Origin of the sequence: Caulobacter sp. DWR3-1-2 (assembly GCF_049896225.1) — a bacterium.
Lineage (GTDB): Bacteria > Pseudomonadota > Alphaproteobacteria > Caulobacterales > Caulobacteraceae > Caulobacter.
In genome coordinates this window covers 275,034-287,486 of the sequence record NZ_JAFCTW010000005.1, presented here as the reverse complement: position 1 = coordinate 287,486, position 12,453 = coordinate 275,034, and the positions used below count along the sequence as shown (strand labels likewise).

Here is a 12,453-nt window from a genome sequence, read left to right as displayed (position 1 = left end):
CCGCTTGAGGATAACCAGCCAAGTCATTGTCTGAGTTGAATGTTGAGCGCGTGCGGGAGTCGGTTGTGGTGGGAGAGCCGGGGATGTCTGAAGGTCGTCGTGGTCTGGGTCGGGGCCTGTCGGCTCTGCTCGGCGAGGTCGAATCCGCGCCCGCCCAGGCCCCCGGTGATACCGTGGGAGGGTCGCGCGAAGCCCCGATCGAACTGATCCGCCGTAACCCCAACCAGCCGCGCCGGACATTCCGCGAGGATGACTTGGTAGAACTTTCGGACTCGATCCGCGAGAAGGGCGTGCTGCAGCCGATCCTGGTCCGCCCCGCCGCTGGCGCCCCAGGCGAGTATCAGATCGTCGCCGGCGAGCGCCGCTGGCGAGCCGCGCAACGCGCCGGCCTCAAGACCATCCCGATCATGATCCGCGAGTTGGACGATTTGGCGGTGCTCGAGATAGGCATCATCGAGAACGTCCAGCGCGCCGACCTCAACGCCTTGGAAGAGGCGCTGAGCTACAAGGTGCTGCTAGAGAAGTTCGGTCGCACCCAGGAAGCGATCGCCCAGACCGTCGGCAAGAGTCGCAGCCACGTCGCCAATACCCTGCGCCTGCTGAACCTGCCCGACGCGGTGCAGTCCTACGTGACCTCGGGTGAACTGACCGCCGGCCACGCCCGCGCCATCGCCTCGGCTCCGGATCCGACGGCGCTGGCCAAGGAAGTCATCGCCAAGGGCCTGTCGGTCCGCGACGCCGAGGCCCTGGCCCGCCGGACCCCGCACGCCGCCGGCGAAGTTCGCGCCAAGTCGGCCGGTGGTCGTCCCGCGAAGTCGAAGGACACCGACACGCAGTCGCTGGAAGCCGACCTGTCGTCGCTGCTCGGCCTCGATGTCGAGATCGACGACCGTGGCGGGGCCGGCGCCCTGACGATCCGCTATGCGACGCTCGAGCAACTCGATGACCTCTGCGGTCGCCTGACCCGCGCCATCTGACTCCGAAAACGGACCCGTCTGTCGCGCATGGAGCGGACCTTTGCCGTGGTCCTGCCGGCTCTGTTTTCGACAGGCGAGATTGATCTGGTCGCAAACGGGCGACAACCTATTGATCCATAGGTATTATTCTGAGGAAATGGCGTGAAATTGGTCGCCGTCGGATCTGTCGTTTTCCACAGTTTTGAAGATCTAGAACTAAGCTGAAGCTTGACGGCGCGAGCGACTCCTAGTCTGGCGCTGACCTTTTACCCCAGCGGCTTGCTACAGCCCCAGCCGCCGCGCCTTGCCGGCGATCTGCAGGGCCAGACGCTCGGAAATCAGCTGGTCGGGCGAGCCGGAGGTCTTGCAGGCCTTGTCGGCGGCCAGCACCTCGGCCTGGACCATCAGCAGCTGGTCCAGCGTCCAGGCGCGGGCCTGGCGCAGGAATTCGCGCTCGGTCTTCCAGAACACGCCCGACGCCTTGGCGGCGGCGGCCAGGTCGATGCCGTTTTTGTGCAGGGTCAAGGTGCGGCGCAGGCGGCCCAGATGGTAGCCCATGGCTCTCACCGCTGCGGGTCCGCCCTCACCCTCGGCGGCGGCGCGGCGCAGGCCGGCCTGGGCGGGACCCAGGCGGCCGCCAAAGGCGTCGACGGCGGCGTCGCCCAGTGAGGCCTCGGGCTCGACCCCCAGGAAGTCGGTCAGGTCGGCCGGGGTGGCCACAAAGCCGCTGCCCGGGTTCAGATAGAGCGCCAGGCGCTCGATCTCGGCCCGGGCCACGCCGCGCTCCTTGGGCAGGCGCGAGACGAACAGGTCCAGAGCCTCGCCGTTCAGACTGACCTTGTCCTTGGCCAGGGTCTCGCGGGTCAGGCGGGCCAGGTCTCCGGCTTCGTCCTCGTAACAGGGGATAACCGCCGCGCCGGTCGACTTCTCGGCGGCCTTGCGCAGGGCCGAGTTGCGGTCGAGCGCCCCGGCTTCGATCAGGAACAGGGCGTCCGGGTTGAGCTGGCCCTCCACATGGCGGGCGAGGGCCTCGGCGGCCTGTTTGTCGGGTCCAGCCTTCTCGCCCGTCAGCCGCAAGCGCACCAGGCGGCGCCCGCCCATCATCGACAGGGCCGACAGCTCGTCCTCCAGCTTGCCAGCCTGGCTGTCGAGATCGCTCTCGGTCAGCTGGGCGGTGTCGAAGGGATCGTCGGGCCGCTCGAACAGGCGCTTGGCCAGTTGGTCGGCGCGATCGCGCACGACTCCTCGATCACGGCCATAGATCACCACGGCCCGGATCTCGCGGGACGGGTCCTTCAGGAAGCGTTCGATGTCCGGTCGCTTCGACAGGATCATGGGCTAGGATCCTAGGCCTTGGCCTTGCCCGCCAACCAGACGGCCAGGTCGAGCTGGATCTTGCGCGCCACCTCGGTCGCCGCCCGCTCCTGCCCGTCCTGCTGAGCCGCGATGGCGGCATAGGGCTGGTCGGCGGAGTCGTAGGTCACTGCGGCGTTGGCCGTGCCAGCGCGCACCGTCAGGCCGGTCTTGGCGTCCAGCAGCTGCCAATAGGCCGTCAGGTTCAGCTCGTAGCGGTTGGCCACGTTGTCGACGCGCACGCCGCGGGCGTAGCGCATCTCCTTCAGCGTGAAGACCAGCTTGTGCGAGGGCAGGACATTGACGTCGCGCGCCAGGGCGTCGTCCAGCTGCTCGCGCACCAGATAGCCTGAGCGGCCTTCGGGCGCGACCACCTCTATGGCGCCCAGGCCCTTGGTGACGATCTGCGGTCCGTACAGGGGCGTGAAGCCGCAACCCACCAGGGCCACGGCGGAGGCGGCGATCAGGGCCGCCGGAAAGATCTTTAAGAGCGGAAAGCGGTTCATCGATCAGCCAGCCACGATGTTGACGATACGGTCTTTCACCACGATCACCTTGCGAACAGTCAGGCCCCCAAGGTGGGCCAGGACGGCGGCGTCCGCCAGAGCGATTTTCTCCACCTCGGCCTCGGCCGTCCCGGCCTTGACCTTGATTTCGCCGCGACGCTTGCCGTTGATCTGGATCGGCAGCACGCGCTCGTCGTCGGCCGCCAGGGCCGCGTCGGCCTTGGGCCACGGCGCGTCGACCACCATGCCGCTCTCGCCCAGATGGGCCCAGGCCTCTTCTGCCAGGTGGGGCGTGAAGGGCGAGATCAGGCGCGCCAGGATTTCCAGCGCCTCGGCGCGGGCGGCCAGGACACCCTGAGACGCGCCCTCGGCCGGGGCGACCTTCAGCATGTTCAGGAACTCATACAGACGCGCCACGCCGCTGTTGAAGCGGAAGCCCTCGATCGAGTCGGTGACGAAGCCGATCAGGCGGTGCGCGCCCTTGCGCAGGGCCAGGGCGGCGGCGTCGCTGTCATCATGGGCGAAATCGCCCGCTGGCTGGCTGTCAAACTCATTCCACACGCGGTGGGTGAATCGCCAGGAGCCTTCGACACCGCTGTTGGTCCACTGCACGTCACGCTCGGGCGGGCTGTCGCTCATCACGAACAGGCGGGCGGCGTCGACGCCGTAGGCCTCGAAGATGTCCTCGGGGGCGACGACGTTCTTCTTGGATTTCGACATCTTCTCGATGTCGCCGATGGTGATCGGCTCGCCGGTCGTGGCGTGGGCGGCCGAGCGTGCATTGCCCTCGACGGTGATACGGATGTCCGAGGGCTCGACCCACTCCCCGGTGGCGTTCTTGTAGGCCTCGTGGGTGACCATGCCCTGGGTGAACAGGCCAGCGAACGGCTCCTCCACCGACAGCAGGCCCTCGTCCTTCAGCGCCCTGGTGATGAAGCGGGCATAGAGCAGGTGCAGAACCGCGTGCTCGACGCCGCCGATATATTGATCGACCGCCATCCAGTGGTCGGCCGCGTCCTTGTTGATCGGTTCGGCCGCGGTCGGGTCGGTGAAGCGGGCGAAGTACCAGGAGCTGTCGACAAAGGTGTCCAGCGTGTCGGTTTCGCGCTCAGCCTTGCCGCCGCAGGTAGGGCAGGTGGTGTGACGCCAGGTCGGATGCCGCAGCAGCGGATTGCCCGGCTTGTCGAAGGCGACGTCGTCGGGCAGCACCACCGGCAACTGATCTTCCGGCACGCCGACGGGGCCGCAGGCCTCGCAGTGGATCACGGGGATCGGGCAACCCCAATAGCGTTGCCGCGAGACGCCCCAGTCGCGCAGGCGATAGACGGTCGCGCCCTGGCCTTGGTCCATGGCCTCGATGCGCGCCACCGCCTCGGTCTTGGCCGCCTCGATGTCCAGACCGTCCAGGAATTCGGAATTGAAGATCGCGCCGGGGCCGACATAGGCCTCCTTGCCGACATTGAACGTCGCGGCGTCTTCGCCCGGCGGCAGCACCACCGGCAGGACGGGCAGGTCGTACTTGCGGGCGAAGTCCAGGTCGCGCTGGTCATGGGCCGGGCAGGCGAAGATCGCGCCCGTGCCGTAGTCCATCAGGATGAAATTGGCGATCCAGACCGGCAGGGTCTTGCTGTTGTCCAGCGGGTGGACGACCCGCAGCCCGGTGTCGCGGCCCAGCTTCTCGGCGCCTTCGATATCGGCCTCCGACGTCCCGCCCCGGCGGCACTCGGCGACAAAGGCGGCCACGGCGGGGTCGGCCGCCGCCAGTTGCTCGGCCAGCGGATGCTCGGGAGCGATGCCCACGAAGCTGGCACCGAACAGGGTGTCAGGGCGCGTGGTGTAGACCTCCAGGCCGGTGGCATGACCCTCGGGCGCGACGCCGTCGAACTTGAAGGTGAACCGCAGGCCCTTGGACCGGCCGATCCAGTTCTCCTGCATGATCCGGACCTTCTCGGGCCAGCGATCCAGGGTCTTGAGGCCGTCGATCAGGGCGTCGGCATAATCGGTGATACGCAGGAACCACTGGGTCAGCTTGCGCTTCTCCACTGTCGCGCCCGAGCGCCAGCCCTTGCCGTCGATGACCTGCTCATTGGCCAGGACGGTCATGTCGACCGGATCCCAGTTGACCGAGGCTTCCTTGCGATAGACCAGGCCGCGCTTCAGCAGGCGCAGGAACCAGGCCTGCTGCTTGCCGTAATAGGCCGGGTCGCAGGTGGCGAACTCGCGCGACCAGTCGATTGAAAGGCCCAGAGCCTTCAATTGCTCACGCATGGCGGCGATGTTGTCGTAGGTCCAGGCCTTGGGGTGGACGCCGCGCTCCATTGCGGCGTTCTCGGCCGGCATGCCAAATGCGTCCCAGCCCATCGGATGCAGCACGTTGAAGCCCTGGGCGCGCTTATAGCGGGCCACGACGTCGCCCATGGCGTAGTTGCGCACATGGCCCATGTGGATGCGCCCCGAGGGATAGGGGAACATCTCGAGCACATAGTATTTCGGACGCGCGTCGCGGGTGATCGGCGTCAGGAAGGTGTTGGCGTTCGCCCAGGCGGCGCGCCACTTGGGCTCGGTGTCTTTGGGATTGTAGCGGGCCATGAAACCAGACTGTAGGTGCGGGGCGTCACGCCTCTGGCGTAATCCGCGGAAGTCTTAAGCGGTTTCGGCCCAGGCGCGCCTTGTAAAAGTGCGAACGGGAGCCTTTTGTCACGCGGACAAAAGGCTCCCACGAAGAACCAGGGAAGCCCTAGTTCTTGATGTTGGAAAGGCGAAGCTGACGGGCTCGCGTCAGGATGGCGTTCTCGACGTCGGTCGCCGTCTGCTCGGTGGCCGTGCTGTCGCTCCAGGTCCCGTTGGCGTCCTTAACCTGCTTGAAGATCGTGACGTTCAGGCCGTCGGCCCGAAGGCGAGTGTCAAGGATGTAGACCGTGGCCTTGAAGCGCTCGTCCGGCTTTTCTGGATTGGAGTACCAGTCGGTGACGATCACGCCGCCGTAAGGGTCGGCCGAGGCCAGGGGCATGAAGGCCAGGGTGTCCAGGCTGGCGCGCCACAGGAAGCCGTTGACGCCAATCGCGCCCGAGGCGGCCGGGGCCTGCTTGGAGCGTCCGAGATTGAAGGGGTTGAAACCCGGCTCATCGCTTTGGCTGGTGAAGGTCCTGGGACCCTTGGTGCTTCCGCAGGCGGATACGCCCACGACAACCGACAACGCCAGAACGCCAGCGGCGACGCCGCGCAACACCGACCCACGCTCAAACGCCATAGTACCTCGCTCCAATGTCTCGCCGACGCGATCGCGCATCCTGGCGCGCCCCCGCAGCCGGAAGCGGTCTATAGCATGGTCGCGCCGCGTCAAAACAGGAATCGCGTGGCAGGACCGCCACAGGCGCCCGCTGAATCGACTCTTGCGACGCTTGCTCCGATCCAACGGCGGTTGACCGCGTTGTACTCAGGCCTTTAATCGATTTTCAGGGAACCCAATCCTATATGTCGGTTGACCTATATCGGGTCCGGGTTGGGTTAGGTTCGAGTAGCGATGTTCGCGGCACGGTATTTCATGGCTGGGGCTACGGCGTTGATCCTGTTGGGATCGACGACGGTGGTCCATGCCCAAAGCAAGCCTCGCGCGGACTTCACCGTCAAGAACGACTTCAGCAAGCCCGCCCAGATCGCGCCCTTTGCGCCGGAGGGCCCGAAGCAGTCCCTCAAGTGGGACGCCAAGAAGGGCAAGTGGGGCCTCAAGCTCGACCTCGACCGGCCGCTTAATCGTGAGATGGAGCTGAAGGACGTCCAGGCAGGGGCCTATTACAGCGTCACCCCGTCGATCCGGGTTGGCGGCGCCGTGGCCTTGGGCGACAACAACCCCGCCCTGAACGCCCGCAAGAACGAGATCCAGGAAACCGCGCCCCGCGTGAAACTGGAAACCGCCTTCAAGTTCTAGGCGCCGAAGGCCTCCACTGCTGCTATTCCGATGATCCCGCTATCCAGCAATTGGTCGACCGTGCTCGCCCGCACGCCGCCCAAGGCATAGACCGGCGTCGGGACGGCCGCGACGATCCGTTTCAGCGCCTCAACGCCGAGCGGCGGACCGGCCGAGGGGCTGGCGCTGGAGAAGATCGGCGACACCACCAGCGCATCCGCCCCCGCCGCCGCGCCCGCCCGCGCCGCGTCCTCGCCATGAGCGGCCACGGTCAGCCACCAATGGGCATGACGCGCGCGAATCGCGGGAAGTTCGGCAGTCATGCGTTCCGGCAGGTGCAGGCCGTCGGCGCCGAGCCGTTCGGCCAGCTCAGCGTTCGCGCCGATCAGCAAAAGGAGGCCGCGCCGGTAGGTGATTTGCCTGAGTTTTTGGCCCCGCGCCTCGGCGTCCGGAGCGCCAAAGGCTCGAAACACCACAGCGGCGCCGGGAGGCAGGTGCTCGGCTACGCCTTCGGGATCGGGCGTGCGCAGCGGATCGGTGAAGAACAGGAGGCGCGGGGCCGGCTTTCCGCGCACGAGCCATGGGCGAAACCGCGTGGCCGTTCTAGATAGGACCTCCATCTCGTCGATCGCGCGCCTTGAATCCATGTCTGACGTCTACTCCTCGGTCCAATCCCGCATCCAGGCCGCCGCGCTCGCAGCCGGCCGACCGGCCGACGCCGTGACCTTGGTGGCGGTGTCCAAGCTGCAGCCCTGGGACCATATCGCCCCCATTCTCGGCGCGGGCCAGCGGGTGTTCGGGGAAAATCGCGTTCAAGAGGCCATGGGTCGCTGGAGCGAACGACGATCCGAGGTCGAGCTGCGGCTGATCGGACCCTTGCAAAGCAACAAGACCCGCGACGCCGTGGCTTTCTTTGACGTCATCGAAAGCCTCGACCGCGAGAAACTGGCCCGAGCCCTGGCGGGCGAGATCCAGAGCCAGGGCAAGGCGCCTCGCCTGTTCGTCCAGGTCAATACCGGCGAAGAGCCGCAGAAGGCCGGCGTGCTCCCCGATCAGGCCGAGGCCTTCGTCGCCCTCTGTCGGGGCCTGGATCTGCCCGTGGACGGGCTGATGTGTATTCCGCCAGCCGACATGGATCCCACGCCGCATTTTCGGATGCTGGGCGAGATCGCGGCGCGCAACGGCCTGTCCAAGCTCTCGATGGGCATGAGCGACGATTTCGAGATCGCCATCGCCTGCGGCGCCACCTCGGTCCGCGTGGGTTCGGCGCTGTTTGGGTCGCGCGCCTAGAGCATTTCCCGACCTGACCGCGTCAGGCCGTGAGCCCTAATCTTCTGTTTTGACGCATTTTTCTTCACGCGAACCGGAACCACTTCGCTCGAAAAATGCTCTAGTCGGCGACGATCTCCACCGCGTCGCCCGGTTTGGCCTCCGCCAGCAGCGCCTCGACATCGGCCCGCGCCAGGGCGACGCAGCCTTCGGTGCCTGGATAGTCGTCCCGCGCCAGGTGCAGGAAGATCGCCGAACCCAGGCCGTCGACCGGCGGATCGTCGTTGTGGCCGAGCACCAGGACCAGATCGTAGATCTCGTCATCGCGCCACATCCGCTCGGCGCTGGCCGGATAGGGCAGGGTCACCGGTCGATTATAAGCCCCATCGCCCAGCGCGTCGCACCAGCCGTCGTGGCGTGCGATGGGCGCGGCGGGCAGCGCGGTGGTCGGGCCGTTTGGATAGGCATCCGGCCGATAGAGCACGCGGCGGATCGGCCAGGCGCCCAGCGGGCTCCGATTATCGCCCTCGCGCTTGTCGATCGCCGCGATCACCCCGGCCTTGCCCAGCGCGCAGCGCACGGTGTGACCGTTCAGCGTCATCTGGCCGTCGGCATGGGCGCGAAAGGTCATCGAGCGGCGGCTTGTCCAGAAGCGCCCTTGGCGCCGGGGGCCGCAGCGGTGCATGTTCCCGCTCATGGCGCAACGCAAAACCCTTCTCCTGGTCGATGACGACGATGATCTGCGCGGCGCGCTCGCCGAGCAATTGGCCCTTCATGAGGAGTTCACCGTCGCCGAGGCTCCGACGGCCGGCGATGGCGTGCGGATGGCCCGTGAACTCAAGCCCGACCTGGTTTTGCTGGACGTTGATCTGCCCGACATGGACGGCCGCGAGGCCTGCCGGCTGATGCGCAAGAACGGGGTCACCGCCCCGGTGATCATGCTGACGGCGGCGGCCAGCGACAGCGACACCATCCTAGGGCTGGAGTCCGGCGCCAATGACTATGTCACCAAGCCCTTCCGCTTCGGTGTGCTGCTGGCCCGCATCCGAGCCCAGCTGCGCAGTTACGAGGCCTCGGAAGACGCCCTGTTCCGGATCGGGCCCTACGAGTTCCGCCCGTCCGCCAAGCTGCTGATCGACGAGAAGCAGAAGAAGGTCCGGCTGACCGAGAAGGAAACCAACATCCTGAAATACCTCTACCGCGCCGGCGCCAAGCCGGTGTCGCGCGAGGAACTGCTGACCGAGGTCTGGGGCTACAACGCCGGGGTCACGACCCACACGCTGGAGACCCACGTTTACCGCCTGCGCCAGAAGATCGAGCCCGACCCAGCGATGGCGCGGATCTTGATCACCGAGATGGGTGGGTACCGACTTCAGCCTTGATTGGCGCCTGTCCCAATTCCAGCAAAAAGCCCCTGTCGCTGTGCGCGACCGGGGCTTTTTCCAATTCAGCGATCCGCCTGAAATCAAGCGTTTCCGATCACTACGCCCTCGGCTTGGGCCTTGCGGGCCGCATAGACTCCGGCGAAGTCGATCGGGTCGATCAGGAAGGGCGGGAAGCCGCCCTCACTGGTGACATCGGCGATCAGGCGACGGGCGAACGGGAACAGGAAGCGCGGGCACTCGATCAGCAGGACGGGTTCCAGATCGGCTTCCGAAACGCCGCCAATGTGGAACAGGCCGCCGTACAGGACCTCGACATGAAAAACCGGCTGTTCGTCGCGCGTGGCGCGGGCCGACAGCTTCAGGTCCACCTCGAACAGGCCGTCGGTGCGGCCCCGGGCGTTCATCTCGACGCCCATGTCGATGGCGGGCGGCGGGCCGCCGGCGCGCAGCGAGTCGGGGGCGTGCGGGCTCTCAAATGAGAAGTCGCGCACGAACTGGGCGATGATGCGGATGCCGGTTTCCGTCCCTGCGGTGTCGTCCTGCGGGGCGGTCGGAGCGGCGGTCGTGTCGGTCATGGGCGATAAATCCGTATTCGGCGTCGAAATTGGCCGCTAGGAGAGAGCGGGGCTGCTAACACGCGGGCGACTGGCACGCAACGCCGGGCGCCTGTCGCGCGAGCCCGTCTGTCCTATATAGGATAGATGTCCCGGCTGGGTGCCCGTCTTGGCCGCCCGACCCTGGTGAATGAGCGGAAACTGTCGTGTTTGAATGGATTATCCTCGCGGTTCTGGCCGCGGTCATCCTCTACCAGCTCTACGCCACCCTGGGTCGCCGGGTTGGACGTCAGCCCGAGGACGCCCCCGCCGCCGTGCCGGCTAGCGCCCTGCCGCATGACGTCAAGAGGCCCGAAGTGGCCGGCGAGGCGCTCAGCGGCCTGGCCGCCCTGCGCGCCCGGCAGTCCGATTTCGATATCGGCCACTTCCTGAGCGGATCTCGGCAAGCCTATGAGCTGATCGTCAAGGCCTTTGCCGCCGGCGATCGCGAAACGCTCAAGCCGTTGCTGGCCGAGGACGTCATGGCCAATTTCGAAGGCGCCATCGCCGCCCGCGAAGCCGAGGGCCGCACCGAAAAGGCCGAGTTCCTGGCCTCTCCGCGCACCGATCTGGACTCCATCACCGTAGAGGGCGACGTCGCCAAGGCGGTGGTGCGCATCTTGGCCGAGGTTCGCACCCGCTCGACCAGCGCCGCTGGCGAGGCGGTCGACGATCGTCGCACAGCCGACCTCTGGACCTTCCAGCGCGACCTGAAGAGCAAGAACCCCAACTGGACCCTGGTCCGCGTCGACGTCGCGGAGGCCTGATGCCGCGTCTTTGGGGGGTTCGAGGAGGCTTGGTCGCCGCCTTCGCCGTCCTGGCGCTCGCGGCCTGCGCCACCACGGCGCCGATCAAGCCGACCGGACCCGTCGCCGTGGGGCATGGGTCGGTCGAGACGACGCCGACCGCGCCCGGAAGCGTCGTGGCGTTCGCCGACCTAGCCGGCTGGTCGCAGGAAGACCACCTCGGCGCCCTGGACGCCTTTCGCCAGGGCTGCGGCGTGGCCACGGACCCTGCCATGGCCGAGGTTTGCCGCAAGGCCCGCGCCGATCGCCCGGCCGACGACGCCGAGGCGCGCCGCTTCCTGGAAATCAATTTCCGACCCGAGCAGATCCCCGGCCAGGGCACGCTGACCGCCTATTTCGCCCCGGAATCCGCGGCGCGGATGTCGCGCTCGGCGGAGTTCAGCGCCCCTCTTCGGGGCAAGCCCGTCGACCTGGTGGTGTTGGACCTGGGTCAGTTCGAACCCGGCTTCGCGGGCAAGAGGGTCACCGGCCGGGTCGAGGGCGGCCAGTTCGTGCCCTATCCCGACCGCGCCGCCATCGAGGCTTCGACCGAAAACCGGCCCCTGGCCTGGATGCGGCCGGAGGAGCTGTTCTTCTTGCAGATCCAAGGCTCGGGCGTGCTGATCCTGCCGGACGGCCGCCGCGTGCGCGCCGCCTTCGCCGGCAGCAATGGCCGCCCGTTCGTCGGCATCGCCACCGCCATGCGCGAACGCGGGCTGCTGCCCGACAACAACACCTCGGGCGACGCCATCCGCACATGGCTGGCCGGCCATCGCGGCCCCGAGGCCGACGCCATCATGCGGCTGAACCCTCGCTACGTGTTCTTCCAGACCTTGGCCGATGATGGCAAGCAGGCGGTGGGGGCGGCGGGAATCCCGCTGCCGGCTGGCCGCGCCATCGCCATCGACCCCAGCAAGCATGCGATGGGCGAGCTCTACTGGCTCGACGCCAGCGCGCCCAAGCTCAGCGGCGCCTTCCCCGCCTACCGCCGCCTGGCGGTGGCGCTCGACGTGGGGGGGGCGATCAAGGGCGACGTGCGGGCCGATCTCTATGTGGGCACGGGCGCGGCGGCCGGAGCCGAGGCCGGGCGCGTGCGCCATGAGCTGCGGCTCTATCGGTTGGTTCCTCGGGGCTAGCGATGAAACGGCCGCCCCGCCAGGACGAGATGCGCCTGTGGGGCATGGTCACCGCCACGGTGAAGGCCAAGGCGACCCAGAAGGCCGTTGGTTGGGCCCCCAAGGCCGAAAAGTCGCTGGCCCAGCCCACGACGCTCCAGCCGCTTGCCCCGCTCCTGCTCGACCCTCACAGCCTCAAGCCGGCGGGAAACAAGCGCTCGCCCGGTCCGCTCGAGGGCATCGAACCCAACCGCAAGCGCAAGATCGCCCGCGAGCACACGCCGTTGGAGGCGCGCCTCGACCTGCACGGCCTGGATCAGGACCGCGCCAAGCCGGTGCTTGAGGCCTTCCTGCGCCGCGCCTGGCAAGACGGCCATCGCGCCGCCTTGGTGATTACCGGCAAGGGGCGGATCGGGCAGGGCGTGCTCCGGTCACGTACGCCTGAGTGGCTGGCCGGCCCCGCCCTGCGCGACATCGTGGCGGGCGTCTCGCCGGCCGACAAGCGCCACGGCGGCGATGGGGCCTTCTATGTGGCGCTGAAGCGGCGGCCGCCTAGGGTCTGAACGCGCCCAGCGGTCGCCACG

Annotated in this window: 14 protein-coding genes; 7 read left to right on the top strand and 7 right to left on the bottom strand. The window is 67.4% G+C overall.

Features of this window, described 5'->3' with window-relative positions; all coding sequences use genetic code 11:
* Positions 1 to 83 precede the first annotated feature (83 nt).
* On the top strand, positions 84 to 977 hold the full coding sequence (locus ACP696_RS10005; protein WP_426010383.1) for a ParB/RepB/Spo0J family partition protein: 894 nt from the start codon (positions 84 to 86) through the stop codon (positions 975 to 977).
* 261 nt (positions 978 to 1,238) lie between these two features.
* On the opposite strand, the gene holA is transcribed toward ACP696_RS10005, so the two are convergent.
* The 4 genes from holA to ACP696_RS09985 all read right to left on the bottom strand — a co-directional run bounded on the left by holA (position 1,239) and on the right by ACP696_RS09985 (position 6,080).
* Positions 1,239 to 2,291, bottom strand: a complete 1,053-nt coding sequence (gene holA / locus ACP696_RS10000; protein WP_426010381.1) for a DNA polymerase III subunit delta — start codon at positions 2,289 to 2,291, stop codon at positions 1,239 to 1,241.
* Between the two features lie 11 nt (positions 2,292 to 2,302).
* Positions 2,303 to 2,815, bottom strand: a complete 513-nt coding sequence (gene lptE, locus ACP696_RS09995; RefSeq protein ID WP_426010379.1) for an LPS assembly lipoprotein LptE — start codon at positions 2,813 to 2,815, stop codon at positions 2,303 to 2,305.
* A 3-nt stretch (positions 2,816 to 2,818) separates the two neighbouring features.
* Positions 2,819 to 5,404 (bottom strand): leucine--tRNA ligase, encoded by a 2,586-nt coding sequence (leuS, locus tag ACP696_RS09990; RefSeq protein WP_426043748.1) that lies wholly within the window; start codon positions 5,402 to 5,404, stop codon positions 2,819 to 2,821.
* A 148-nt stretch (positions 5,405 to 5,552) separates the two neighbouring features.
* Complete coding sequence (locus ACP696_RS09985; RefSeq protein WP_426043764.1) at positions 5,553 to 6,080, bottom strand: DUF3576 domain-containing protein; 528 nt, start codon at positions 6,078 to 6,080, stop codon at positions 5,553 to 5,555.
* Between the two features lie 279 nt (positions 6,081 to 6,359).
* Here ACP696_RS09985 and ACP696_RS09980 point away from each other — a divergent pair, with 279 nt between their 5' ends.
* Entirely contained in the window at positions 6,360 to 6,743 is a 384-nt protein-coding gene (locus ACP696_RS09980) for an NtrZ family periplasmic regulatory protein (RefSeq protein WP_426043747.1), read from the top strand.
* Here ACP696_RS09980 and ACP696_RS09975 read toward each other — a convergent pair.
* Entirely contained in the window at positions 6,740 to 7,369 is a 630-nt protein-coding gene (locus ACP696_RS09975) for a thiamine phosphate synthase (RefSeq protein WP_426043746.1), read from the bottom strand. The genes ACP696_RS09980 and ACP696_RS09975 overlap by 4 nt on opposite strands.
* Between ACP696_RS09975 and ACP696_RS09970 the strand changes: the two genes are divergently transcribed.
* Positions 7,368 to 8,012 (top strand): YggS family pyridoxal phosphate-dependent enzyme, encoded by a 645-nt coding sequence (locus ACP696_RS09970; RefSeq protein WP_426043745.1) that lies wholly within the window; start codon positions 7,368 to 7,370, stop codon positions 8,010 to 8,012. The two genes, ACP696_RS09975 and ACP696_RS09970, sit on opposite strands and share 2 nt — an antisense overlap.
* Before the next feature lie 100 nt (positions 8,013 to 8,112).
* On the opposite strand, the gene ACP696_RS09965 is transcribed toward ACP696_RS09970, so the two are convergent.
* A complete protein-coding gene (locus ACP696_RS09965) occupies positions 8,113 to 8,622 on the bottom strand; it encodes a L,D-transpeptidase family protein (protein WP_426043744.1) in 510 nt (169 codons plus the stop codon).
* Positions 8,623 to 8,686: 64 nt separating this feature from the next.
* Between ACP696_RS09965 and ACP696_RS09960 the strand changes: the two genes are divergently transcribed.
* Positions 8,687 to 9,373, top strand: coding sequence for a response regulator transcription factor (locus ACP696_RS09960; protein WP_426010371.1), 687 nt, complete (start codon positions 8,687 to 8,689; stop codon positions 9,371 to 9,373).
* Positions 9,374 to 9,456: 83 nt separating this feature from the next.
* On the opposite strand, the gene secB is transcribed toward ACP696_RS09960, so the two are convergent.
* Positions 9,457 to 9,951 (bottom strand): protein-export chaperone SecB, encoded by a 495-nt coding sequence (gene secB, locus ACP696_RS09955; protein ID WP_426010370.1) that lies wholly within the window; start codon positions 9,949 to 9,951, stop codon positions 9,457 to 9,459.
* A 185-nt stretch (positions 9,952 to 10,136) separates the two neighbouring features.
* Between secB and timA the strand changes: the two genes are divergently transcribed.
* From timA to ACP696_RS09940, 3 genes are read left to right on the top strand one after another with little or no spacing between them, the layout of a single operon-like run.
* Positions 10,137 to 10,736 (top strand): TIM44-related membrane protein TimA, encoded by a 600-nt coding sequence (gene timA, locus ACP696_RS09950; protein ID WP_426010368.1) that lies wholly within the window; start codon positions 10,137 to 10,139, stop codon positions 10,734 to 10,736.
* A complete protein-coding gene (locus ACP696_RS09945; protein ID WP_426043743.1) occupies positions 10,736 to 11,890 on the top strand; it encodes an MltA domain-containing protein in 1,155 nt (384 codons plus the stop codon). The genes timA and ACP696_RS09945 overlap by 1 nt, the downstream gene beginning before the upstream one ends.
* 2 nt (positions 11,891 to 11,892) lie before the next feature.
* The gene (locus tag ACP696_RS09940; RefSeq protein WP_426010365.1) at positions 11,893 to 12,432 is read left to right on the top strand and encodes a Smr/MutS family protein; all 540 of its coding nucleotides are present in this window, start codon (positions 11,893 to 11,895) and stop codon (positions 12,430 to 12,432) included.
* Positions 12,433 to 12,453 lie beyond the last annotated feature (21 nt).